32 protein-coding genes, 2 tRNA genes and 5 pseudogenes are annotated in these 24,269 nt (G+C 24.5%); 22 read left to right on the top strand and 17 right to left on the bottom strand.

What is annotated here, in order from left to right; genetic code table 4:
• Nucleotides 1-10: 10 nt before the first annotated feature.
• The 7 genes from AACK97_RS03435 to AACK97_RS03405 all read right to left on the bottom strand — a co-directional run bounded on the left by AACK97_RS03435 (nt 11) and on the right by AACK97_RS03405 (nt 3,593).
• Nucleotides 11-337, bottom strand: coding sequence for a hypothetical protein (locus AACK97_RS03435; protein ID WP_338968822.1), 327 nt, complete (start codon nt 335-337; stop codon nt 11-13).
• Nucleotides 338-349: 12 nt separating this feature from the next.
• Nucleotides 350-1,342 (bottom strand): hypothetical protein, encoded by a 993-nt coding sequence (locus AACK97_RS03430; protein ID WP_338968820.1) that lies wholly within the window; start codon nt 1,340-1,342, stop codon nt 350-352.
• A gap of 28 nt (nt 1,343-1,370) precedes the next feature.
• Nucleotides 1,371-1,613, bottom strand: a complete 243-nt coding sequence (locus AACK97_RS03425; RefSeq protein WP_338968818.1) for a hypothetical protein — start codon at nt 1,611-1,613, stop codon at nt 1,371-1,373.
• A 15-nt stretch (nt 1,614-1,628) separates the two neighbouring features.
• Nucleotides 1,629-1,859, bottom strand: a complete 231-nt coding sequence (locus tag AACK97_RS03420) for a hypothetical protein (protein ID WP_338968816.1) — start codon at nt 1,857-1,859, stop codon at nt 1,629-1,631.
• Nucleotides 1,860-2,023: 164 nt separating this feature from the next.
• Nucleotides 2,024-2,236, bottom strand: coding sequence for a hypothetical protein (locus AACK97_RS03415; protein ID WP_215826178.1), 213 nt, complete (start codon nt 2,234-2,236; stop codon nt 2,024-2,026).
• Between the two features lie 82 nt (nt 2,237-2,318).
• A complete protein-coding gene (locus tag AACK97_RS03410) occupies nt 2,319-3,161 on the bottom strand; it encodes a rolling circle replication-associated protein (protein ID WP_338968814.1) in 843 nt (280 codons plus the stop codon).
• A gap of 132 nt (nt 3,162-3,293) precedes the next feature.
• On the bottom strand, nt 3,294-3,593 hold the full coding sequence (locus AACK97_RS03405; RefSeq protein ID WP_338966919.1) for a hypothetical protein: 300 nt from the start codon (nt 3,591-3,593) through the stop codon (nt 3,294-3,296).
• A gap of 313 nt (nt 3,594-3,906) precedes the next feature.
• Between AACK97_RS03405 and AACK97_RS03400 the strand changes: the two genes are divergently transcribed.
• Complete coding sequence (locus AACK97_RS03400; protein ID WP_338968423.1) at nt 3,907-4,218, top strand: hypothetical protein; 312 nt, start codon at nt 3,907-3,909, stop codon at nt 4,216-4,218.
• 13 nt (nt 4,219-4,231) lie between these two features.
• Here AACK97_RS03400 and AACK97_RS03395 read toward each other — a convergent pair whose 3' ends face one another.
• Nucleotides 4,232-4,366 (bottom strand): hypothetical protein, encoded by a 135-nt coding sequence (locus AACK97_RS03395; RefSeq protein WP_338966916.1) that lies wholly within the window; start codon nt 4,364-4,366, stop codon nt 4,232-4,234.
• A gap of 245 nt (nt 4,367-4,611) precedes the next feature.
• Here AACK97_RS03395 and AACK97_RS03390 point away from each other — a divergent pair, with 245 nt between their 5' ends.
• The 7 genes from AACK97_RS03390 (at nt 4,612) to AACK97_RS03360 (ending at nt 10,621) form a co-directional block, all read left to right on the top strand.
• On the top strand, nt 4,612-5,244 hold the full coding sequence (locus AACK97_RS03390) for a hypothetical protein (protein WP_338968812.1): 633 nt from the start codon (nt 4,612-4,614) through the stop codon (nt 5,242-5,244).
• Between the two features lie 78 nt (nt 5,245-5,322).
• Entirely contained in the window at nt 5,323-6,504 is a 1,182-nt protein-coding gene (locus tag AACK97_RS03385) for an alkaline phosphatase family protein (protein WP_338968811.1), read from the top strand.
• Nucleotides 6,482-7,666, top strand: a complete 1,185-nt coding sequence (locus AACK97_RS03380) for a hypothetical protein (protein WP_338968809.1) — start codon at nt 6,482-6,484, stop codon at nt 7,664-7,666. The genes AACK97_RS03385 and AACK97_RS03380 overlap by 23 nt, the downstream gene beginning before the upstream one ends.
• Nucleotides 7,667-7,668: 2 nt before the next feature.
• Nucleotides 7,669-8,451, top strand: a complete 783-nt coding sequence (locus AACK97_RS03375) for a hypothetical protein (protein WP_338968807.1) — start codon at nt 7,669-7,671, stop codon at nt 8,449-8,451.
• A 159-nt stretch (nt 8,452-8,610) separates the two neighbouring features.
• Complete coding sequence (locus AACK97_RS03370) at nt 8,611-8,952, top strand: helix-turn-helix domain-containing protein (RefSeq protein ID WP_338968805.1); 342 nt, start codon at nt 8,611-8,613, stop codon at nt 8,950-8,952.
• 74 nt (nt 8,953-9,026) lie between these two features.
• Nucleotides 9,027-9,971, top strand: coding sequence for an IS30 family transposase (locus AACK97_RS03365; protein ID WP_338968803.1), 945 nt, complete (start codon nt 9,027-9,029; stop codon nt 9,969-9,971).
• Nucleotides 9,962-10,621: an IS30 family transposase gene (locus AACK97_RS03360; RefSeq protein ID WP_338968961.1), complete on the top strand. Its 660-nt coding sequence runs from the start codon at nt 9,962-9,964 to the stop codon at nt 10,619-10,621. The genes AACK97_RS03365 and AACK97_RS03360 overlap by 10 nt, the downstream gene beginning before the upstream one ends.
• A gap of 32 nt (nt 10,622-10,653) precedes the next feature.
• Here AACK97_RS03360 and AACK97_RS03355 read toward each other — a convergent pair whose 3' ends face one another.
• The gene (locus AACK97_RS03355) at nt 10,654-11,898 is read right to left on the bottom strand and encodes a DNA polymerase IV (RefSeq protein ID WP_338968801.1); all 1,245 of its coding nucleotides are present in this window, start codon (nt 11,896-11,898) and stop codon (nt 10,654-10,656) included.
• Nucleotides 11,899-12,006: 108 nt separating this feature from the next.
• Between AACK97_RS03355 and AACK97_RS03350 the strand changes: the two genes are divergently transcribed.
• Nucleotides 12,007-12,951, top strand: coding sequence for an IS30 family transposase (locus tag AACK97_RS03350; protein ID WP_338968799.1), 945 nt, complete (start codon nt 12,007-12,009; stop codon nt 12,949-12,951).
• Nucleotides 12,952-12,993: 42 nt separating this feature from the next.
• On the opposite strand, the gene AACK97_RS03345 is transcribed toward AACK97_RS03350, so the two are convergent.
• The 6 genes and pseudogenes from AACK97_RS03345 to AACK97_RS03320 form a co-directional block, all read right to left on the bottom strand.
• The gene (locus AACK97_RS03345) at nt 12,994-13,809 is read right to left on the bottom strand and encodes a TlyA family RNA methyltransferase (protein WP_338968798.1); all 816 of its coding nucleotides are present in this window, start codon (nt 13,807-13,809) and stop codon (nt 12,994-12,996) included.
• Nucleotides 13,810-13,822: 13 nt separating this feature from the next.
• Nucleotides 13,823-14,569: a hypothetical protein gene (locus tag AACK97_RS03340; RefSeq protein WP_338968797.1), complete on the bottom strand. Its 747-nt coding sequence runs from the start codon at nt 14,567-14,569 to the stop codon at nt 13,823-13,825.
• 5 nt (nt 14,570-14,574) lie between these two features.
• Nucleotides 14,575-14,982 (bottom strand): transcription antitermination factor NusB, encoded by a 408-nt coding sequence (locus AACK97_RS03335; protein ID WP_338968796.1) that lies wholly within the window; start codon nt 14,980-14,982, stop codon nt 14,575-14,577.
• A gap of 86 nt (nt 14,983-15,068) precedes the next feature.
• Entirely contained in the window at nt 15,069-15,959 is an 891-nt protein-coding gene (locus AACK97_RS03330; protein ID WP_338968795.1) for a hypothetical protein, read from the bottom strand.
• 16 nt (nt 15,960-15,975) lie between these two features.
• The gene (locus tag AACK97_RS03325) at nt 15,976-16,107 is read right to left on the bottom strand and encodes a hypothetical protein (RefSeq protein WP_338968794.1); all 132 of its coding nucleotides are present in this window, start codon (nt 16,105-16,107) and stop codon (nt 15,976-15,978) included.
• An 83-nt stretch (nt 16,108-16,190) separates the two neighbouring features.
• Nucleotides 16,191-16,661, bottom strand: a pseudogene (locus AACK97_RS03320) (IS30 family transposase); the annotation flags it as partial.
• Nucleotides 16,662-16,747: 86 nt separating this feature from the next.
• Here AACK97_RS03320 and AACK97_RS03315 point away from each other — a divergent pair.
• Nucleotides 16,748-17,230 (top strand): annotated as a pseudogene (locus AACK97_RS03315) (helix-turn-helix domain-containing protein); the annotation flags it as partial.
• 27 nt (nt 17,231-17,257) lie between these two features.
• Here AACK97_RS03315 and AACK97_RS07635 read toward each other — a convergent pair.
• Nucleotides 17,258-18,203, bottom strand: a pseudogene (locus tag AACK97_RS07635) (IS30 family transposase).
• A gap of 137 nt (nt 18,204-18,340) precedes the next feature.
• Between AACK97_RS07635 and AACK97_RS03300 the strand changes: the two are divergent.
• The 11 genes from AACK97_RS03300 to AACK97_RS03250 all read left to right on the top strand — a co-directional run bounded on the left by AACK97_RS03300 (nt 18,341) and on the right by AACK97_RS03250 (nt 23,214).
• Nucleotides 18,341-18,416, top strand: a tRNA-Asn gene (locus tag AACK97_RS03300).
• A gap of 6 nt (nt 18,417-18,422) precedes the next feature.
• Nucleotides 18,423-18,498, top strand: a tRNA-Glu gene (locus tag AACK97_RS03295).
• 572 nt (nt 18,499-19,070) lie between these two features.
• Nucleotides 19,071-19,397: a hypothetical protein gene (locus tag AACK97_RS03290; RefSeq protein WP_338968791.1), complete on the top strand. Its 327-nt coding sequence runs from the start codon at nt 19,071-19,073 to the stop codon at nt 19,395-19,397.
• A gap of 2 nt (nt 19,398-19,399) precedes the next feature.
• The gene (locus AACK97_RS03285) at nt 19,400-19,621 is read left to right on the top strand and encodes a hypothetical protein (protein ID WP_338968790.1); all 222 of its coding nucleotides are present in this window, start codon (nt 19,400-19,402) and stop codon (nt 19,619-19,621) included.
• A gap of 164 nt (nt 19,622-19,785) precedes the next feature.
• Nucleotides 19,786-20,016: a hypothetical protein gene (locus AACK97_RS03280; RefSeq protein ID WP_338968789.1), complete on the top strand. Its 231-nt coding sequence runs from the start codon at nt 19,786-19,788 to the stop codon at nt 20,014-20,016.
• Nucleotides 20,017-20,182: 166 nt separating this feature from the next.
• Nucleotides 20,183-20,428, top strand: a complete 246-nt coding sequence (locus AACK97_RS03275) for a hypothetical protein (RefSeq protein ID WP_338968787.1) — start codon at nt 20,183-20,185, stop codon at nt 20,426-20,428.
• A 24-nt stretch (nt 20,429-20,452) separates the two neighbouring features.
• Nucleotides 20,453-21,439, top strand: coding sequence for a hypothetical protein (locus AACK97_RS03270; protein ID WP_338968785.1), 987 nt, complete (start codon nt 20,453-20,455; stop codon nt 21,437-21,439).
• A 3-nt stretch (nt 21,440-21,442) separates the two neighbouring features.
• Nucleotides 21,443-21,727: a hypothetical protein gene (locus tag AACK97_RS03265; RefSeq protein ID WP_338968783.1), complete on the top strand. Its 285-nt coding sequence runs from the start codon at nt 21,443-21,445 to the stop codon at nt 21,725-21,727.
• 2 nt (nt 21,728-21,729) lie between these two features.
• On the top strand, nt 21,730-21,978 hold the full coding sequence (locus AACK97_RS03260) for a hypothetical protein (RefSeq protein ID WP_338967070.1): 249 nt from the start codon (nt 21,730-21,732) through the stop codon (nt 21,976-21,978).
• A 22-nt stretch (nt 21,979-22,000) separates the two neighbouring features.
• Entirely contained in the window at nt 22,001-22,396 is a 396-nt protein-coding gene (locus tag AACK97_RS03255) for a hypothetical protein (protein WP_338968782.1), read from the top strand.
• Nucleotides 22,397-22,638: 242 nt separating this feature from the next.
• Nucleotides 22,639-23,214, top strand: coding sequence for a hypothetical protein (locus tag AACK97_RS03250; RefSeq protein ID WP_338968780.1), 576 nt, complete (start codon nt 22,639-22,641; stop codon nt 23,212-23,214).
• Here the strand turns inward: AACK97_RS03250 and AACK97_RS03245 are convergent.
• Nucleotides 23,206-23,859 (bottom strand): annotated as a pseudogene (locus tag AACK97_RS03245) (IS30 family transposase); the annotation flags it as partial. The gene AACK97_RS03250 and the pseudogene AACK97_RS03245 overlap by 9 nt on opposite strands.
• Before the next feature lie 82 nt (nt 23,860-23,941).
• Between AACK97_RS03245 and AACK97_RS03240 the strand changes: the two are divergent.
• Nucleotides 23,942-24,247, top strand: a pseudogene (locus tag AACK97_RS03240) (helix-turn-helix domain-containing protein); the annotation flags it as partial.
• Between the last annotated feature and the right edge of the window lie 22 nt (nt 24,248-24,269).

Raw genomic sequence — 24,269 nt, 5'->3', positions numbered from 1 at the left:
TTTCTAAAACCTACCTTTTTATTCGCCGTCCGTGTTGGTTAACTCACGGTCTGTTTTTAGAACTATTACCACTAAATTTCTTAATTGGGCCACTAGATGATTGTTTCTTAGTTCCTCAATTAGCAACTGATTTTTGGTATTTTTTACGAAAACCAACTTTTGGTCGTTCAATATGAATACCTAAAATGCCACCAATTACAAGATTTATCACAAGCATAATTAGTGGAAAAATAATAATGCGAATATCTGTTCCGGGAATGGTTAAAGTTCAAATTAAATCAAAAAATTTATAAAACATATCGCCAATCAAACTAGCCATTTTTTCTAAGTTTTCCATTTTTAAACTCCTTTACTTATTTTTCTTATTTAGATTATTTTTTAACTTAGTAAGTATTTTACTGAATTTTTCCATTTTTAAATATTCTAACGCTTCAATATCCATCACATTATCATTTCAAAATTTATGCTGATAATTATCATTCAAAGCACGATTGCTTAATTCACGTAAGAATGATAAATATTTATTATCATAAAGGTTTAAAATTGACATCGGAATTTTCAATTTAAAGAAATAAATGTCTAATTCTGGAATACTACGATATTTGATTTTACGACCTTTTTTATCATTTTTTGCATTAATTAACGTTAATCGTCATTGCTCGTATTCGCTTACTGATTTAAAAGTGCCATAAATAACTTGTAAATAGGGCCGGAAAATACTAACTGGTTTTTTTCTAATCCCAACAATTATTGAATTCGCAATATCGCGAACTTTAACTCATATATGTTCGGCTCGTTGTCCGCTTGCTAATACGATATGGGTAAATTGGCGAGCCGAAGCGAAATATTCTTGTAAACCTTGGGTTACTCTATCGTTTTCTTTATAGTCAGTACCTTCAAGAAATAAATTAGTTTCATCTCAAAGTAATAATGATTTTTCATCTAAAATTGGATAATTATAATCTAATAAAGACATGTGTCCTAATGAAAGCATTTGCTTATTCGTAATCGGAAAAGTAGAAATGGTTTTTCAACCACTTAATAAGTAAGAAGATAAAACCATTAAAGCGGTTTTTCCAGTCCCTAAGGCACCAATTACTAAATTTAAGGGTGAATTTAATAAGAAATTAATAAAACTTCGTCGAGCAAAGAAGTGAGAAATTTTAGTATACAAAATATACAAAGCAATTAATAAATAAGTAATATCAAATAACATTCGTCAACTTTGGGGATTATAATAATGCAAAATTGCACCATAAAATCACGCAATAATAAATAAAGTGCGATTTAAAGCGACAAAATCATGTAATCTTAAATTTATTTTTTTAAACAATAGCATCACTTAAATCACACTTTCTTTATTTTTATTATTATCTGCCGGGCATTAATTTTTCAAACATTTTGAAAGCGATTAAAAATAAACCAATAATCACACCAAGCAAGAAAACTCAATATGTAGCAAAGAAATTAACGACATTTGGCATATTACCACCAATAATATCAGTTCAAATATTACCGAACGCTTTAATTAATGCTTTTCATAAGTTAGTAACCGCTTGTTCACCAGTAACAGCTACTGGCGTAACCACTTCTGTTAAGAAAGTTCTAATCATATAATCACCCCCTTTCTAAACAAAATATGATTTAACCTTATAAAATAAAATAACCATAAATAAGATAATGAATACTAACACCATTCAAAAGGCAATATTTGCTATTAAAAGTCAAAGTAGTTCTTGGGTTAAATCAATTTCTTTACCAGAAACTCACGCCGGAATGGTTGTAATTTGGATAAATAAATCTCAAAAATACAATTTTGTCATTTCTCAGTCTAAATCTTTTCAAGCAACTAAAAACATAATAATTACCGCTTAAAAGGTCAAAAGAGTAGAAAAATAATTGCGGAGGAGAGCATTACAATTATCAAAATTGAAAACAAAAATACAACTTGGGGTGGTAAATCGGCAGTTGGATAAATTAATTCAATTAACTCAATAATTATTTTTTTAAACATTTTATAAACCTACTTTTTAATTTCTTTTTCATCTTGTTCTAATAAATTTCGCTTAAACTTTGCAATAAATATTCGTTGTGCATAAGTAAAATCTTTTGGCAACTGTTTTGCTTCACTACCATATTTCTTTTTATCTTTAAAAAAACGATAAATATTAACTGCAATATAGTATGCTAGTAATAATGTTAAAATCGTAAAGAACACTAGCCCAAATATGCTCATCTTTCTTTTCTCCTTAATTTTTAAATTTTTAAATTTTTAATTCTTATTTTAAATTGCAATTTTTCTTTCATTTTTTTAAATCCTAATGTTTTATTTTTCTTAGTTGATTTCTAAATCTTAAACTTTCTAATGAAGCATAATTTGCACTTTTAAAGTCTATATAATTAATATTTTTAAATTCATAGATTGCTCCGCACATTTTGGTTTTAAAGTTATTAACTGTTGATTTTAAATATTTTACAAATTCAGAATTTACAGTTCGATTAACAATATTATTCAAAGTATCGGTAAATACTTGTTTTCTAGTAATGGGATTTTGACAGTTATATGAGAATTGATAAGCCTTGATATTTAAGTCATACTGGTTTAATGATTTTTCGTTCAGGACATTTTTAGTTATATATTTGGAGCAATATTTTACAACCATTTCATTAGTGTTTTCACGAACTCTAATATTTTTATTAATCCCATAAGGTCAAAATTGTAAAATAATTTTATGTGGTATTTTTTCGGTGATTAAAATATGAAAATGAATAACGCCTCGTTTTTGATATTCATAGGTATACAAGTACTTAATATTTTTATTTTTAACTTTAAATCAGTATTTTAATTTTTTAAAAAATTTATTTAAATCACGCTTACATTTTCTAATATCAAATTCATTAACATCAGCATAAGTAAGAGTTAAAAATGTAAGTTTTTTACAGTCTCAAAAATTATGATATGCCTTTCGAATAACATTAGATTTTGCACGAATATTACTATTAAGCAGTTTTGTATCACAATTGCCCTTATTTTTAACTCCATTAGCATTGCGGTTATTTGCTTTAATGCGTTCTAAAGGCATAACAATATTGCGAATATATTGACCGTAATAAATGGTTTTCATATAAAAATCAGTCGGATTTTGAGGTTGTAAATTCATATTTTATGCTCCCATTTTAGATTTTCGCCAGTTGTGTTATTTAATCAAGTAATAGTCGGCTTCGCCGACTACCCGCTAAGCGGGCGGAGCATACGCTTTCCGCACCGCTTCGCAGACCGAAGTGATTATCAATTAACTGGACAAGTTTTTTTGATTTTTTTCTAATTCAATTTTTTGCAAATTAACTATTTTGGGGTTTTTATCAAAAGTTAATTCGCAACTAAAAAATGATTTAACATTTTCTTTTAACAATTTATAAATTTCTTGTTGTTCTAAATTATTATCATCAATTCATAAGGCTTTTTGTTCGCCGGTAGGCTCAAATAAGTCATTTTCATAACGCAAAAATTCGGCAGAATATCCTGACATCGTAGAGCCATCTTTATTTTTAAATATTTTTCTTTTTATACTAACTAATTTAACTTTAAACATTATTTTTTAAATTCCTTTTATTTTTCTTTTAATTTTGATTTTTTTTAATACAAAACGAATTAAACAATTCACTATTTGTGTTATGGTTACTCATACTAATGAATAACCTATAATCATTAACCTACCAATTGCTCCAAAATTTTTAATAAATTGTTGCAAATTTTCAATATCTGTATGTAATAATAAAACTATACTTAAAGATATGAATATAATGTAATTAAGTATTATTCATCAATATTTTTTTATAAATTTATTTACAGTTTTCATTTTCTTTTTTTATCCTTTTATTCTTTTTAAAATTAGGAGGTTTTATATGTATTTATTAGATAAATTAGAAGATATTTCAGATAAGATAATTTGCTTTTTAGAAGTTAATCTTAATTATTTTGGCATAACTATTTGAATAGGTTGAATTTTACAAGGAGTTGCTTATTTTTGAACTCCGGATAAAGATAATTCATTTGGACAAGCATTATATGCTATGGTTTGATTTTTTAATTGAAATTTAAAATTTCAAGATTTAAAATGAGTTTATTTATTTAAAGAAGAAGGTTGATTTGTAGTTCAATTTATTATTGGTATTGTTTGAATTCTATATTTAATTTTTTATAGGTTTAAAAAATAAATTTCTTACTTTTTTAGTGTGCTTTATTTTTATTTTTTAATATTTTTTTAATATGATTAATAAATTTTTTATCACAAGCATCGTGATTTCCTAAGTTTCTAATATGCAAACACCAACGACATATTTTATAATCTATCGTTTCTTTCAAAATTAAAACCCCTTTTCATCGCAAGAATTACAGATTCCAACTGTATTTTTATTGCCAACGATATAGCTTTCGTTGTCGCATTCAATACAAAATATTACTGCCAAAAGAAAACACCCCCTAAAAGTTTGTAGAAAACAAAATCTTGTCATATGTATATGGTTTCTACAGGAAAGAAGGATTTCTTTATTGAAAATTAGCAAAATAATTTGTATAATATAATTTATAAATGAAAGAGGGATTTAATATTGAAAAAAGGATATTGAAGTTTAACAATCGCAAGAATTTTATTATTGTTAGCTTTGATTTTTATTATTATTCAATATATAATCTCATTAAGCTATGTTCAAAATAAAATTAATGATATTTTTACCAATGCTTTAAATAGCAGTAATTTGCAACAACATGTATTGGCAGAATTTAAACCAATACAAGAATTTTTTCCTTTAATTATTATTGTAGCATTATGTTTAAGTTTAAGTTTATGAATAATTGTTATTACTAGTATTTTATTTATTAACAAAAAGGGTATTTGTTTTTATGGACCATTTGTCTTATTGTTTTTAGTAATATTAAAAATAATATTATTAATAATGATAACATTTTATAACGAAATTATTGTTGATGATTTAAATTTTTTTGCTCAAAGTCATAAGTGAAAGTTAACAATTATTAAAAATCAATTTCAAAGAATCTTACAATTTAATATTAATGATATTTTTAACATTATTAGCATTATTTTATTATTATGTAGTACTACAATACTGTTATGAATATTTATTTTTAAAAAACAAGAATATTCATTTTTACTTTTTAAAAATAAGCAAGAGTTATTTTCTTATCTTAAAATAAATTATAAGCAATTATCAATTATTTCATAGAAATGGATTACAATACAAATGAAATTTCAAAAAACAATATTTTTTTATATTATTATAATGATGCTAACAACATTAATATTGTTTTTTATTATTTTAGTTAATTTAAATAAACCAACAATATTTTATAATAATTTAAATTTAAATAAACCGGTTGATAATGTTATTCTTGTTGGTGTTGATGGTGTATCTTCTGCTAATGTATTTAAAAATAAATATCCTAATTTCCAAAAAATTATTAATAAAGGAATTTATAGTAAAACAGCATTAAATAATGGAACAATTCATTCGGATTCTAATTGGTCTTCGGTCTTAACTGCTACTAGTGATGATATTCAAAAAAAACACTGAAATAATCACGAGGTAACCGATTGTAGTCAATATTTGCAACAAGACCAAGATAATTGATGAATTGATAATCATAATTCAAAATGTTATTGAAACCCATTAAAAGTACCACCATTATCAATTATGAAGTATATTGATATGTTTAATACAAAAAATAGTCATAATTCTTCGCAATATTATGGGACTTATGATTTTACAATGGATGTAATCTTAAAAAGTGAATTATATCGCCAATATGCCAGTAGGGCGTGGAACAAGAAAATTGCTGCTAATATTCAAGATAATATTAAGGAAAATATTAATAATTCAAAGAAAAAATATCAAGAGGGTTTTTTTAAACAAGATAAGGTTTTAGATATTTTACAACACACACAACTAGATCGGATGAGTATATATAATTCTTTGCCTGGGTCATACGATCGGTTAGTAAAAATAGATCAAGCAGCTGTTAACTTATTTTTAAATGATACTAAGGATAAAAAGTTAGGTCCGTTATCATTTCTATATTTAGCTAGTACTGATTTATTAGCACACGCTAAATATGGTAATAGCGGTTATTATGACCAGTATTTGCTTAGTAATGTTGATATGTGACTAGAAAATATATTAAATGCTTTAAAAAGGGCAGAATATGATAATTACTTATTAATTTTTGTTTCTGATCACGGACATATTGGTAAGAATCATACTTTTTATGCACCATTAGAATTACAAATTCCTTTTATAAGGTATCATCCTCATAATAGAAAAAATGGCATATTGGGATATCAAATTAGTAATATGGATCTAACACCAATAATTGCCAGTGCTTTAGGATTACCAATATTAAAAACTTATAAAAATATTTTAGGTGAAATTCAACCTTGATGAAATTATCAAAGTAGAATATTGGATGTATTTCAAGATGAAAAATAATAAAGTAATTTTACAAATAGGATTTATTACAACAACAATTTTATATTTATTTTTACAAACTAATCTTTTTTTTGCTAGTTTTATGATTGATTTTGAAGAATATTTGTTAGTTCTTAAAAATATTTTTTTAACTTTAAATGTAATGCTTTTAGGATATTTTAGTATTAGTTTTAAATGAACTAAAAAGCAAGCACATTGAATATGATTTTTTATTATTTCACTAATGATTATGATGGCGTTGCTAATGGTAGTAATTAATTTTATTGGTGTTTATGGTCATTGAACAGGATTACCAGAACAATATTTAGCAATAATGGATTTTTTAAGTTATTTAACATATGAACGCGGAAGTATTTATGTAACATTACTTTTTATGGTTTGTTATTTAATTCATCTCGTATTATTTAAAGGAAATATCATTAGAAAAACTAAAATGATTACTATTACGCTTATAACATTATTAGTAGTTGTTTTAGTAATAGTTATTGCTTTATCGATTACTGTTCTTATATATGACTGCCAATACATTTCTAAAATTGGAATATATCAACGAAGCAATTTCTTTTATAGTTTAGAAGAACCTACTGTTATTGCAGGAATATTTTTTCTTTGTGCTTTTATGATTGGTTTATGTTTTCATTATTTTCAAGGTTCATTTTATTTAAAAAAACTTGCACATAATTATTTATTAATGTGACAGTTAATGGTAGTTTTTTTAGTTATTATTATTTATTTTACTAGTCAATTAATATTTTATAGTCATAGTACTATTGGTATAAATTATTTATTAATTAGTTTTCTGTTATTAACAGTTTTAAGTACTTTAGAAACTAATTCGCAAAATAAAATTGGATTAAAAAGTAATAATATATTTAATACCACAATAATAATGATGCCATGTGGCATCGCTTTAACTTATATTTTAGATTTTAGTCGTGATTTTCGTGCAACTTTTTTTATTTCTTTAATTTCTGCTATTTATTCACATTGATTTTTATTATTACTATGAACTTTGGGGCATTTAATAATAATTTATTTTATTTGTTTTATAATTAAAAAAATTTCATTTTATTTATTTATTAAATTATCCAATAGATTAAAACTTTATCCAATAATAATTGGTGCCAATATTAATCAAAAAGAGAAGGAGAGAAAAATTTAAAAATGTTAACCAGTGTTCATAATTATCCTAAATGGTATCAAAACTACCATTTCTATGTTCAATTATCATTTTTTATAGTTTCTTTAGGAAGTTTATCGTGACATTATTGATTTTTAGTTTTCAATGAAGCATTAATAAATCCTGAATATTCTTCTGATGTTTTAGCATGAGATTTTTTTGGTTATTGAAGTATGCAATCAACAGTAATTGTATTATTTTATAGTTTATTAAATATCATTTATTATTTAAAACCTAATATTGCTTTACAATGGGTGACTAATTTTCATATTCGTAATTTTACTAATATATTTTTAGTAATTGCAATGATTTCTTATTATGTAGCTATTATTATTGGTCCACCACCAATTAACGACTTAACAAAAAAATTTGCTTATCGTAATTACTGAATTCCCACTCATATTCAACATTTTTGTTTACCAATTTTAATGTTAGTATACTCATTATTTGCACCATCATCATATATTTCATTATCAAAATACTTAAAGAAAAATCTTTATCTTTATTATCTATACCCAATGTTTTATGGTTTTTTTGTATTATTACGAGGTCATATTAAAATCATAACCGAACAAGGCAATAATGATTATGATTGAACTCGTTATTATCCATATTTCTTTTTTAATGTGCAACAAACTTCTCCTAATGGGTGACTAGTCTTTTTTATTGCTTATATTATTTTCTTTTTAGTATTTTTAATTTTAGGAAGTATATTTATATATATAAATAATCTTCTTGTATTACGAAGACAAGATTATCCGCAATAGGGGAGTAATAAATAAAAATGTCTTAAAATTTTAAGACATTTTTATTTATTAGCTGAATTATACTTGTAAGTGCAAGTAAATAAAATTGCAAAAGATTTCATATAAAAATTTCATGATGCTAAGTTTATTTTAGAAAAAGTAAATTTAAGGAGTTTTTATATGGGATACAAATATCTTGGCATAGATGAAAGAATTTATATTGAGAATCAATTGAAATTTAAAGTAAAAATTAGTGAAATAGCTAAAAATCTTAATCGAAGTATTAGTACTATTAATCGAGAAGTTAATAGAAATAAAGATAATAATCATTATTTTTCATTAATTGCACAAAATAAAGCAGAAAATAGAAAACAATTACATGTTTATTTTCATAAATTTAAAAATAGAGAATTAGTAAAATATGTACAACAAAAATTATTATTAGGTTGATCGCCTGAACAAATTTATGGCAGAATTAAAAATTTTTATCAAGAATGAATTATTAGTTTTCCTGAAATGTAAAATTAAAAAGGACACTTAATATAAAAAACAAATTGTGTTAATTCTATAATTAAGAAAAGAAAGGAATTAGCACAATGTATAAGTATCTGACTATTGAATCAATAATAGCAATAAAAGAATATAAAAGTTATGGATTTTCTATTCGTAAAATAGCAAAAGCAATTGATTATAGTAAATCAACTGTACACAGAGTTTGTAAATTATTAAATCAAAACTTATTACCATTAGAAATATTGAATCAAGTTCAAAAAAATAAACAAAATGCAGATAGAAAATTAATAATTTTAACTTTAACAGAAATTAATACTATCAATCATTTGTTAATTACTAAAAATTATGCTCTTGATATAATTGCTGATTTTTTAAAGAAAAATAAAATAAAAAATATTTCAACAAAAACTTTATATAACATGTTTAAAACAAATCGAATGGGTTTTGATGAAAAAAATTTATTGAGAAAAGGCAAAAATAAACCTCATAAACAAAAAGAAACTAGGGGCAGAATTAATAATTGTAAATCTATTCATGAAAGAAATTTAATCATTCCAAATATTAAAAATATACAAGAATTTGGCCATTTAGAGGGAGATACTATCGTTGGTAAAGATCATAAAAGTTCTATTATTACTTTAGCTGATATATGATCAAAAACCACAATTCCTTTGAAAACTAAAAATCATAAAGCAGAAAGTATTACACAAAGTATAATAAAATTTATTTCAAAATTAATACCAGGAACAATTAAAACTATTACTTTTGATCGTGGTAAAGAATTTAGTAAATGAAAATTAATTGAAAAAAATTGTAATGTTAAAATTTATTTTGCAGATGCCGGAAAACCTTGTCAAAGAGGTTTAAATGAGAACAATAATGGTATTTTAAGAAGATATTTACCAAAATCTACTGATTTATCTTCATATAAACAAAAAGACTTAAATTCTATAGCATTTCAAATTAATTCTACACCCAGAAAATCATTATCTTATAAAAGACCAATAGATTTAATACAATTATTTTAAAAAACTGTCCCATTTATATTTACAATTCAGGTTTTAAAACAATTTACAATTGAATTTATTCTGGATTACTTGAAAAGGTTACTAGTAAAAATTTAAGAAGAAAAGGTAAGAAACGAAAATCTCAAGAAAATCGGGGTAAATTTAATGGTAAATCCATTAAAGAACGAAATGTTAATAATCGCATAACTCTTGGCCATTGAGAAGGTGATACTGTAGTATCATCACGAGGTAAAAGTAAATCATGTTTAATAACTTTAGTTGAAAGAACATCAAGATTTACTTTAGTAATATTAGTTGAAAATAGAACTACTAAAGTTATTAACAAAAATATTAGTCATTATTTATCAATTCTTCCAAATAATCTTGTTAAGACTATAACATTTGATAGGGGTAAAGAATTTGCTAATTGACAACAACTTGAAAAAAATTTAAATGTGAAAATTTATTTTGCTGATGCATATTCACCTTGACAAAGAGGTACTAATGAAAATACTAATGGTTTAATTAGAGAAAAATTTCCTAAAAAATTTAATTTTTCAAACACTACTAAAAATGCAGTTCATAAATTTATATTGTCTTTAAACCAAAGACCAAGAAAAATACTAAATTATCTTTCGCCAATCGAATATTTGGTTAGAAAAATAATTTAGTTGCACTTAACTTTACAATTTGGCATTTATTATTATTTATATTTTTTAGTTTTATTTTTAGTAGCATAGCTATTATTGTTTTTAGAATAAATTTTGTCTAAATATTTTTTACCAGTCATACTAATTTCTTGTTTTCATTGTCTATTTATTTTTTTAATTATTGTCTCTTGTAAGGTCATTTGTGATTTTTTCTCGGATGATAATGCGGGATTAAATAATTCAAGTTGGATATTTAAGTCATATTGATTAACTGTTTTTCCTAAATTAATTCTAATGGCACGAATTGAATGATAGTTTCAAATGGTTTCAAATAAATATAAAACCGAGGAATAAATGGTATCAATATCATTGGTATAATCAGTTAATGAAATTCGTTTAGATGTTCACTGAGTACGATTAGTTTTGAAAGCGAAAGTAATTATCTTCCCTACTAATGAATTACTTTTAGCACGACTAACAACTTTGCAAGTTAAATCTAATAAATATTGTTTAATTTCATCAATATTTTCAGTATCATATTCAAATGTTAAATCATGACTAATTGATTTTTGCTCTTGAAAATTAATCTGATCATTAATGTTTGATGTTTTTCCAAGAGCTATTTGTTGAAGAACAAAATAACCTTTCCCTATTATTTCTTGTAAAGCTCAGTTATTAGTGCTATTTGCAAAGTCACCAATAGTATTAATATTAATATTTTTTAATTTTTCAGTTGTTTTTTTGCCGATACCAGATAGTTCTTTAATATCTAGTGGTCATAGTTTAGTTTTGATATTATGAGGTTTAAAAATAAATATTCCTAATGGTTTATTAACTTTTGATGCCATTTTAGCTAAAAATTTGTTATAAGAAATTCCAATACTACAAGGTAAATTTAATGAATTTAAAATATTGTTTTGGATTGCTTTAGCACATTCAAATGCATTATTGTATTGAAGATAAATATTAGTTGCGTCTAAACAGTATTCATCAATCGAAGTTATTTCTACTTTATTGGTAAAATTATTTACTAATAAATTGAAAATTTTATGTGAATACTCAATATAAAGTTTACGATTGATGTTAATACAAATTAATGTCGGACATAACGCTTTTGCTTGATATAAGGGCATGGCAGTTTTAATATTATATTTTCTCGCTTCATAGTTAGCTGAAGCAACAATTGCTCTTCTGGATTGACTACTAACAACAATAGGTTTGGAAACAATCCTTGGATCAATAACTTGATGACAACTAGCAAAAAAAGCATTCATATCAATATAAAATATTACTTTCATCTTTTAACTTATCCTTTTTAGAACTTGAAATGTAAAATTAAAAAGGACACTTATATAAAAAACAAATTGTGTTAATTCTATAATTAAGAAAAGAAAGGAATTAGCACAATGTATAAGTATCTGACTATTGAATCAATAATAGCAATAAAAGAATATAAAAGTTATGGATTTTCTATTCGTAAAATAGCAAAAGCAATTGATTATAGTAAATCAACTGTACACAGAGTTTGTAAATTATTAAATCAAAACTTATTACCATTAGAAATATTGAATCAAGTTCAAAAAAATAAACAAAATGCAGGTAGAAAATTAATAATTTTAACTTTAACAGAAATTAATACTATCAATCATTTGTTAATTACTAAAAATTATGCTCTTGATATAATTGCTGATTTTTTAAAGAAAAATAAAATAAAAAATATTTCAACAAAAACTTTATATAACATGTTTAAAACAAATCGAATGGGTTTTGATGAAAAAAATTTATTGAGAAAAGGCAAAAATAAACCTCATAAACAAAAAGAAACTAGGGGCAGAATTAATAATTGTAAATCTATTCATGAAAGAAATTTAATCATTCCAAATATTAAAAATATACAAGAATTTGGCCATTTAGAGGGAGATACTATCGTTGGTAAAGATCATAAAAGTTCTATTATTACTTTAGCTGATATATGATCAAAAACCACAATTCCTTTGAAAACTAAAAATCATAAAGCAGAAAGTATTACACAAAGTATAATAAAATTTATTTCAAAATTAATACCAGGAACAATTAAAACTATTACTTTTGATCGTGGTAAAGAATTTAGTAAATGAAAATTAATTGAAAAAAATTGTAATGTTAAAATTTATTTTGCAGATGCCGGCAAACCTTGTCAAAGAGGTTTAAATGAGAACAATAATGGTATTTTAAGAAGATATTTACCAAAATCTACTGATTTATCTTCATATAAACAAAAAGACTTAAATTCTATAGCATTTCAAATTAATTCTACATCCAGAAAATCATTATCTTATAAAAGACCAATAGATTTAATACAATTATTTTAAAAAACTGTCCCATTTATATTTACAATTCAGGTAATATAAAATCTATTTGGTGGGATTTTTAAGGGTATTAAAAGCATCATCTACTAATTTTATAACATTAATTTCTTTGCTTTGTAAAAGGTTATTGAAAGATAAATGAGCTAAATATTCAATATTTCCTTTCTTGTGGCCAACGATTGGACTATAAATTAAACCTTGTAAAGAAAAACCATATTCTTTAAAAAAAGCAATTAAATTATTTAATACTTGATAATGCACTATGGGGTTTTTAACAACGCCCCCCTTTTCAATTTGCGTTTTCCTACTTTCAAATTGTGGTTTAATTAAACAAACTAATTGACCTTGGGGCATTAAAATTTCTGTTAAAACCGGAATAATTTTTGTTAATGAAATAAAGGCAACATCAATAGCACAAAAACTAATATTATTTTTAAACATTTCTTTCTTAACATAACGAAAATTAGTGTTTTCCATAACAATTACTTGGGGGTGAATTCGTAATTTTCAAGCTAATTGATTAGTACCGACATCTAAACTATAAACCAATTTTGCTTGATTTTGTAACATACAATCAGTAAAACCACCCGTAGAAGAACCGATATCTAAACATACAAGATTTTCTAAATTGATATTAAACGCTTTAAGAGCTTTACTTAATTTATATCCCCCACGAGAAACAAATTGATTATCTTGTTTTTTTATTCTAATAATACTGTTAAGGGCAACTAAAGTTCCTGACTTAATAATTAATTCCTCATTTACAAGTACTTGATGATTAATAATGGCACTTTGAGCTTCAGTTCGAGAATGAAATAATTCTTTTTGAACTAATAATATATCTAATCGGATTTTTTTCATTGTTGTTCTTCACTTACGATAAATTTTTCATTTTGTTTATTGATTTGTTATTGAGGATAATAAATTCGTTAAATTCTAAAGGATATATTGTAGCAATAGCATTAATATATTTTTCCATAATATTAAGCTTTACAATTAAAAGATTTTGTGTTGGTAATTGGTCTAATAAAGAAGGAATTTTAGCTTTTCGGGCTAAGGTTTCACGATGTAATAAAAAATATAATGCTAAATAAAAACCAAAATTATAATAATAAGTTTTGTTATTTTCTTTGTGATTAAAAATTGCTACCGATTCAAATGAATTACCAATCAGATGGGCGAGAAGATAAAATTTTTCATTTCTTATTAATTCTAAACCTTTTAACTCGTCAATATTTTTAATTTTACTATTATAGGTATCTTGTAATTGTAATTCAATTGGTGATTTAATTGCAGAACTAACTGCTAAGTTTTGAAAAAATTCATTAATTACTTTCAGATTTTTAATTTTTTTAATTTCTAAATCAAAAAGATAAATTTGACTACAAACTATAGCTTTGCAAGAAATTAAATGACGAATAAATAACTCGGGACTTAATTTTTCATTAACAATTAATAGACCTAATGCTTGCATAAAAATACTATGTTTAGTAACAACATTTAAAATATACAAACCATCTTGGATAATTTCTGGATTATTGGTTTGTTTTATGGTTTTAATTAATGTTTTCTTTGCTAATTTAATAGATTTCTTCAATAATTCATTTTCCATAGTTGTCATCCTTGTTAGTTTTTTTTCTCATTATCAGCAATACTTTGCAAAATGCCATTAATATATTTATATTCACTATTGATGAAATACTTTTTAGTAACAAGAACTGCTTCATTAATAATAATTGCTGAATTTTCTTTTAAAATCAGTAATTCATAAGTTGCTCACAATAAAATCCCTTGCTCTAAATTAGATAATTTAGAAAAATGTCACCCTACTTTTAAGTACTTATTAATAATTTTAATTATAATTTCTCGTTGTTCGAAAAGATGGATTAAATTATTAGTAATTTCCGTATTAAAATCTTCTTCATTTTCTTTAATTTCTTTAATAATTGTTTCTAAGTCATAATTTAATAATTGTTGTTGATAGATAAAAAAAATTATGCTTTCTCTTATATTATGCTGTGAATTTTTTTCCATATCTTTACCACCGTTATTACTAATTTTAGCATAAAAGAAAGCATATTTTCTATTAAATAGAAAATATGCTTAATTCAAATATTTTATTATTCTTTAATATGTTTTTCATTAATATAATTTTCATATTCGGCATCTGTTAGTACCTTATCAAAATTACCAACAATGGTATTTGCTTGTAATGATTGAATAACAATTCTAACAAAATCTTTAAAATCAGAATTTTCAGTAACTAAGCGATCAATTGTTGCTCAATCAAGAGTTTCTTTTTCTTTTGCTAGAAATAAAATAATACTTTGCTTAATATTATTAGGATTTAGCTTAATAACACCAATATTAAAAGCATCATTAAGTCTTTTTAATTCATTAATAAAGTCATTACTTTCAGAAATTTTTAAGGCTACTAAATACCCTTCATTGGCTCAAGATGAATTTGATACTGCTTGAAAATAAGATTCACGAAGATTAGCAAAACTTAATTCTTTTTTTAATTCAAATGAATAAAACTTTGTTTTCAAAGATCCTAAATATTCCTTTTGTAACTTTAAAGTTTTTTTACTAAAATCATTAAATGGAAAATGAACGCCAACAATATCAGGATGCAATCATTTATTTTTACCAGAAACTTTTTTACTTGAAAGTTCATGAAAAATTGTTTTACTAGAAATATTAAAAGCAGAATTATGTAAAAATTTGACAACAACGGAATGTAAATCTCTTTCATTAAATACAGAGTGATTTCTTGCTTTATCCAATTTAATATTTCCATCTTCTTCAAGTTGTTTTGTACAACATTCATCATTAGTATTTTCAAGTGCTTTTGCTTTTGATGTTTTGTCAATTGGTTCCAACCTTTCTGTTATATTGCTTTCATTCTTTAAAGCGAACTTACCAGACTCACGATATCAAATAAAATTTGAATCTGGATTATTGACAATATCGGTATTTAATGCGATTGCTATTCTTAAAATTGGACTCATATCTTTTAAATGTGTATTAATTAATAGCATTAGTTGCTTTTAATTCGTTACCAACATCTCAAATTTCTTGAGCTGTTAACGGTTTTCCTTTTATTTTTATTACGCGATTTGCTAAACATAAAAAAATATTATTATTACTATTGTCCATATTTTTGCTCTCCTTTTCATTTAATATTTTGGTAATATTTTCTTTTTCAATACCTGAATTGTAAATATAAATGGGACAGTTTTTTAAAATAATTGTATTAAATCTATTGGTCTTTTATAAGATAATGATTTTCTGGGTGTAGAATTAATTTGAAATGCTATAGAATTTAAGTCTTTTTGTTTATATGAAGATAAATCAGTAGATTTTGGTAAATATCTTCTTAAAATACCATTATTGTTCTCATTTAAACCTCTTTGACAAGGTTTGCCAGCATCTGCAAAATAAATTTTAACATTACAATTTTTTTCAATTAATTTTCATTTACTAAATTCTTTACCACGATCAAAAGTAATAGTTTTAATTGTTCCTGGTATTAATTTTGAAATAAATTTTATTATACTTTGTGTAATACTTTCTGCTTTATGATTTTTAGTTTTCAAAGGAATTGTGGTTTTTGATCATATATAAGCTAAAGTAATAATAGAACTTTTATGATCTTTACCAACGATAGTATCTCCCTCTAAATGGCCAAATTCTTGTATATTTTTAATATTTCCTGAAATGTAAAATTAAAAAGGACACTTATATAAAAAACAAATTGTGTTAATTCTATAATTAAGAAAAGAAAGGAATTAGCACAATGTATAAGTATCTGACTATTGAATCAATAATAGCAATAAAAGAATATAAAAGTTATGGATTTTCTATTCGTAAAATAGCAAAAGCAATTGATTATTATAGTAAATCAACTGTACACAGAGTTTGTAAATTATTAAATCAAAACTTATTACCATTAGAAATATTGAATCAAGTTCAAAAAAATAAACAAAATGCAGGTAGAAAATTAATAATTTTAACTTTAACAGAAATTAATACTATCAATCATTTGTTAATTACTAAAAATTATGCTCTTGATATAATTGCTGATTTTTTAAAGAAAAATAAAATAAAAAATATTTCAACAAAAACTTTATATAACATGTTTAAAACAAATCGAATGGGTTTTGATGAAAAAAATTTATTGAGAAAAGGCAAAAATAAACCTCATAAACAAAAAGAAACTAGGGGCAGAATTAATAATTGTAAATCTATTCATGAAAGAAATTTAATCATTCCAAACCTGAATTGTAAATATAAATGGGACAGTTTTTTAAAATAATTGTATTAAATCTATTGGTCTTTTATAAGATAATGATTTTCTGGGTGTAGAATTAATTTGAAATGCTATAGAATTTAAGTCTTTTTGTTTATATGAAGATAAATCAGTAGATTTTGGTAAATATCTTCTTAAAATACCATTATTGTTCTCATTTAAACCTCTTTGACAAGGTTTGCCGGCATCTGCAAAATAAATTTTAACATTACAATTTTTTTCAATTAATTTTCATTTACTAAATTCTTTACCACGATCAAAAGTAATAGTTTTAATTGTTCCTGGTATTAATTTTGAAATAAATTTTATTATACTTTGTGTAATACTTTCTGCTTTATGATTTTTAGTTTTCAAAGGAATTGTGGTTTTTGATCATATATCAGCTAAAGTAATAATAGAACTTTTATGATCTTTACCAACGATAGTATCTCCCTCTAAATGGCCAAATTCTTGTATATTTTTTAATATTTGGAATGATTAAATTTCTTTCATGAATAGATTTACAATTATTAATTCTGCCCCTAGTTTCTTTTTGTTTATGAGGTTTATTTTTGCCTTTTCTCAATAAATTTTTTTCATCAAAACCCATTCGATTTGTTTTAAACATGTTATATAAAGTTTTTGTTGAAATATTTTTTATTTTATTTTTCTTTAAAAAATCAGCAATTATATCAAGAGCATAATTTTTAGTAATTAACAAATGATTGATAGTATTAATTTCTGTTAAAGTTAAAATTATTAATTTTCTACCTGCATTTTGTTTATTTTTTTGAACTTGATTCAATATTTCTAATGGTAATAAGTTTTGATTTAATAATTTACAAACTCTGTGTACAGTTGATTTACTATAATCAATTGCTTTTGCTATTTTACGAATAGAAAATCCATAACTTTTATATTCTTTTATTGCTATTATTGATTCAATAGTCAGATACTTATACATTGTGCTAATTCCTTTCTTTTCTTAATTATAGAATTAACACAATTTGTTTTTTATATAAGTGTCCTTTTTAATTTTACATTTCAGGTTGCAAAAAAATTAAAAGTAGATATAATTTAAAATGATTGAATTAAACAATTGCCTAGTTAGCTCAGTTGGTAGAGCAACCGGCTGTTAACCGGTAGGTCGTAGGTTCAAGCCCTACACTAGGCGCCATTTTAGGGCCCGTTGGTGAAGCGGTTAACACACACGCCTTTCACGCGTGCATTCACGGGTTCAAATCCCGTACGGGTCACCATTAAGTGATATAAATAATCTAGTTTTACAATAAAGTTGGATTTTTTTGTTTTTATGATAATTTGGGCGCATAAAGTTTTGTTAGGTGGTAAAAGATTTGAATAAGTATTAAGACAGTCAGCAATGATTGTCTTTTTATTTTATAAGGTGTTAAAAATTTGTTCTTTGAAAATTAAATACAAGTGAATTAATAATGTTGGTATGTATTAAAGCACGATAAATTGTGGGTGGTCGCCATAACCAAAAGAAGTTTACCAGTTAATAGATAACATCCTATTAACTATAGCAATTTGTTTCGTTTTGCAATAAAAAAATGAATGGGTAGATTTCCTAAAAATATACACGCTATTAAATTAGTTCCAAGGGTAGGATGCGGATGTTAAAGTGTAAAAATTTCTATATAGGGGTATGCTAAGTTTAAAATTATTAAAATCTTTATCTAATTAAAAAACAAAATTCAGTAACAAAGTTTTTTAAACACTTAAATCTGCGATATATAAGTGTTTAAAAAACTAAGTTAACTAACAACTTAGTTAATATAACTTAGTTTATTTATAAGAGAGGTAATTTATTATGAAAAACATTGAAAACATTTTCTTAAATACTAAGAAATATCTCTTAAAAGAAACACAAAACGCAATGCTTATTAAAGCCCCAAAAATTCCGTGATTTAATGAACAAATCGGTATTTGGTTTCCAAAGCGATTTGTTTATAAAGGAAAATATGAAAATTCAATTTGCATCGGAATAATAAAAGATAGTAAATATCAAATAATTTCAATTAATAAAAAAGAAAATGAAACCAAGTTAATTAAAGGACAAGAATTATTAGGCTTTTTCATTGCCGAAAAAGAAAACAACAAAAAAGATATAAATTATAACTATTTTAAAGGAGTTTAAAAATGAATATTGCGATTGGATTAATATTTATTATCATTTGCATAATGCTATTGGCATATTTTGCTTATAAAATTTATGCCAAAATAAAAATGCGAATTAAATATAAAAATGCCATTAAAAATAATACTGGTAATTTTACAAAAGACGAAAAAGTATTTATTGCTCGCTTTGAAGAATGAGTTAAAGCTCCTAATTCAAAAAACAATAACGCGGATAAAAAATAATGTTTTGAAAAATTATCATGGAATTCTTAGAACTGTTTGTTCCGATAGAAAAAATGCCTGCACAAGTTGCGTTTATTGCCGGATTAATTATTATCATTACTTTTCTTTTCGCCTTAATTTCAATTATGTATTTACCAATAAAAATGATTTTTGGGAGATAAAAAATGACAATAAACTTAAAAGAATTTAATTGAGAACAAATTAAACAAACTTTCTGAGATTTATTTATTCAAATTACAACTATTCCAGCTCATATTACTGGTGGTAAAGAAATTAATTTAACCGAAAAACCACTTTGACTTTTAATAGCAAACATTGCTTTTTGATTCTTGACAGCAGTTATGGTGTGATTTATTCTAATGCTACTTTGAAAAACCATATCAGTATTTAGATAGAAGCAAAAGTAATGTCGCGAAGCTAAATTGTGATGCATTCACAAAGAAATTCAAAATTAATTAGGAAAAAACACAATCGTGTTAAGGTTAATCGTGGTTTTAACAAATTTAAGAAAAACTTTGAATATAAATGATGAATGTTTTAAAAAAGAAAGGGGGTGATTATATGTTTGGAATTTTCTTGGCCGATGCACCAGCAACAGTAGAAAAAATAACAGCTAGTGACGCGATGACTAAATTGTGAAATGCAATTATAACAGCGTTTACTAAAATGTGAGAAATTATTGCTGTTAATATGCCACAAGTCGGTAACTTCTTTGCTGATTACTGAATCTTCATTTTTCCATTTATTTTGGCAATATTCTTTATTTGCTTTAAAATGTTTGAAAAATTACTTGGAGCAGTACGCTAATAAAAAAATAAAGTGAGGTGCAAGATGAAATTTTGCAAATGAATAATAGAAAAAAATAACCATTTTATTGAATTAAATCACACCTCATTTTTAATTTTATGACATTGCGGAGCAATTTGATATATTTACAACGGTTATTTTAAAAACATTGTGAGCTATTTATTTTTAGCGGGTTGTATTTTAATTTTCCTTTTTAAAATTGGTAATTTAACACAAATTAACAAAGTTATTAATTTCTTAAAAAACTCACCATTAAATATTGTTATTGGTTCATTAGGAACTGGGAAAACCGCCTTTCTAGTATACGCAGCAAAATTACTAAAAAAGAAAAAATATCACATCGCCTCAACCTTTCCATTACTAGAAACCCAAAAATTAAGTTTAGGACATATGGGATTATTAGACTTTGATTATCCAGTATTGCCGGACAAAACCTTACTGTTGTGAGATGAAACCAATTTATTTTTAGAAGGAACTGATTGAGAAAAAAATAATACCAAAAACGAAGAAACTGGTATTCAAGAATATTTTGCTCTGGCACGCCATTTCGGTCATATTGTGCTCGCTAGTGGCCAAAGAGATAAACATATTTGAGTTAAAGTTCGTGATATTGCCAATAATGTGATTGTCGGCATTCGCAAAAAACCCGTTAATATTTTTCGACCCTACTTAAAAGTCATCTATGGCACCTTTACTAGCATTGAAGAATATGAACGCTGACGAAACACCTTAATTGATGCTAAAAATAGTAAAAAGGGTCGTCGCATTAAATACCGGGATATTCCTGAACTTGATATTTATTTTTTTAAACTAAAAATTCCCCTACCAATACTTAATACTTACAATTCTTTTTACCTAGCATTTTTAAGAGATTACTTAAATTCAAAAGTAAATCCTAATTATGAAGATAAATACTATAATGACACAGCAATTGATTTAGAAGACTTAGAATACTTAAAAATGGATAAATTTAGCAAATTTTTAAGAAAAATGAAAGAAAAGGAACAATAAAAAATGGAAAATCTCGCAAAAATGGCCGACTTTCTGGCCCAAATGCTTTATAAGGTTTTTGATTTAATTTGAAGTTTGGAAGTACCAGGAACGAATATTCAACTAATATTTCCTTTATTCTTAACGCTGGCCGTAGAATTTCTTATGGCAATTATTCTTGGATTTGGTAGTCAACAAGTTAATTTGGAAAAACAACGCCAATATGCGGTTAAAAATAAAGGTCGTTTAAGTGCGTGAGGAAAAACTAAAAAACAAATAAAACTAATAAAAACAAAACAAGGTAACTAACAATGTTTAAACTAATTATTATTTTTATCTTAATAACTGTTCTTGGACTATTGGCTGGTAGTCATTTTGAAACTTTAACAAACTATATTAGCGAAGGCCTTACCAATTTTCAAAAATTTATTACTAGTAATTTAACAATTTTAGAACTATTTAAACCAATGGCACGAACATTTTCGCAACACCCAATTTTTACCATTCTTGGTGTTACTTGTGTACTTATTGCCTTATTTATTGTGATTAAAGGACGATAAAAAATATGAAAGGAGAATTAAAATGAAAAAAATTTTAATAAAATTATTTAAAAAAGATAATTCAAAAGAAAAAACGCCATTAAAAAAATTAAGGATTAAAAATTCTTTTAAAAAACAGTGGTTAAAAGTATCATTAAGTATTATTTTCATCTTTATAAGTTTATTAATTTGTGCATTAACAGTAGTTGATACTAAATGAATAACTGGAACAAGTGACGAATTTAATGATTTTATGAATAAAGAAATGGTTAATTTCTTTGGCAAGTTCAATAGTGGCGTTATGCTAGCAGGAATATTTGTTTTTTGATGAGGTGGCGCAATATATTTTGCAATTAAATTTGAAAAATTAATCCGCTTTATTATTCAGAAAATTAGAGCAAAAAGAGCCTTGAAAAATGAAATCAAACAAGCTCATTAATTCTTTAAAAAAATATTGATGAAGAATTTTACCTTACATTTTTAAAATTGGAAATTAATGATTTGAAATTATTATATGAAAAATTTGAAGCATTAATTTCACTTATGATATTAGGATATTTAGATATATGCATCACATTAGCTGTAATTATAAATTGTGGTATTGAGTGACTTATTAAAAAAATCAAAACTGAAAGAACAATGAAAAATAAAATATTTTAAAAAGGAGTGATAAAAATGTTTATGAAAATATTTACCGTGCTAACTATTAGTTTCAATAACATTTTTACTATTCCCTCAAACATTAATAATGATAAAACAACAACACAATCACTAATTAGAAACAAAAGACAAAATAATGAATCATACGAATTAAAATTATCTAGTGCAAAAATAACAATAAACAAATATGCAGGTGTGCCAATTGAAAATATAGAAAATCTTTACTACTTAGATTTTTCGGAAGAAGATAAAAATGAACTCTTAAATGCACCTAAATGAATAAAAAATCAATATGGGTCTTTAAACAACGCTTACTTTTATAAAAATGACAACGGCTGAAAATCAATTCAAAAATTAGGCATAAACATAACAGATAAAATAAAATTTAAGGGAAATAAAATAAATTTAAAACTTACAAGATGAAAAAGTATAATGAAGTTAGTAGCTATTGAAGCAAAAACAGAAACTAAACCAAGTACTGACATTGATTTGCCAGAAACAACCACCAAATTTGATGGCAACCATAACTATAACGATATTATTGATAATCTTGATTACCTGAATTGTAAATATAAATGGGACAGTTTTTTAAAATAATTGTATTAAATCTATTGGTCTTTTATAAGATAATGATTTTCTGGGTGTAGAATTAATTTGAAATGCTATAGAATTTAAGTCTTTTTGTTTATATGAAGATAAATCAGTAGATTTTGGTAAATATCTTCTTAAAATACCATTATTGTTCTCATTTAAACCTCTTTGACAAGGTTTTCCGGCATCTGCAAAATAAATTTTAACATTACAATTTTTTTCAATTAATTTTCATTTACTAAATTCTTTACCACGATCAAAAGTAATAGTTTTAATTGTTCCTGGTATTAATTTTGAAATAAATTTTATTATACTTTGTGTAATACTTTCTGCTTTATGATTTTTAGTTTTCAAAGGAATTGTGGTTTTTGATCATATATCAGCTAAAGTAATAATAGAACTTTTATGATCTTTACCAACGATAGTATCTCCCTCTAAATGGCCAAATTCTTGTATATTTTTAATATTTGGAATGATTAAATTTCTTTCATGAATAGATTTACAATTATTAATTCTGCCCCTAGTTTCTTTTTGTTTATGAGGTTTATTTTTGCCTTTTCTCAATAAATTTTTTTCATCAAAACCCATTCGATTTGTTTTAAACATGTTATATAAAGTTTTTGTTGAAATATTTTTTATTTTATTTTTCCTGAAATGTAAAATTAAAAAGGACACTTATATAAAAAACAAATTGTGTTAATTCTATAATTAAGAAAAGAAAGGAATTAGCACAATGTATAAGTATCTGACTATTGAATCAATAATAGCAATAAAAGAATATAAAAGTTATGGATTTTCTATTCGTAAAATAGCAAAAGCAATTGATTATAGTAAATCAACTGTACACAGAGTTTGTAAATTATTAAATCAAAACTTATTACCATTAGAAATATTGAATCAAGTTCAAAAAAATAAACAAAATGCAGGTAGAAAATTAATAATTTTAACTTTAACAGAAATTAATACTATCAATCATTTGTTAATTACTAAAAATTATGCTCTTGATATAATTGCTGATTTTTTAAAGAAACCTGAATTGTAAATATAAATGGGACAGTTTT

It is taken from the genome of Spiroplasma endosymbiont of Lonchoptera lutea, from assembly GCF_964019715.1.
GTDB lineage: Bacteria > Bacillota_I > Bacilli_A > Mycoplasmatales > Nriv7 > Nriv7.
Note: the sequence above shows the minus strand (reverse complement) of the source record. Positions and strands in the feature narration are given on the sequence as shown.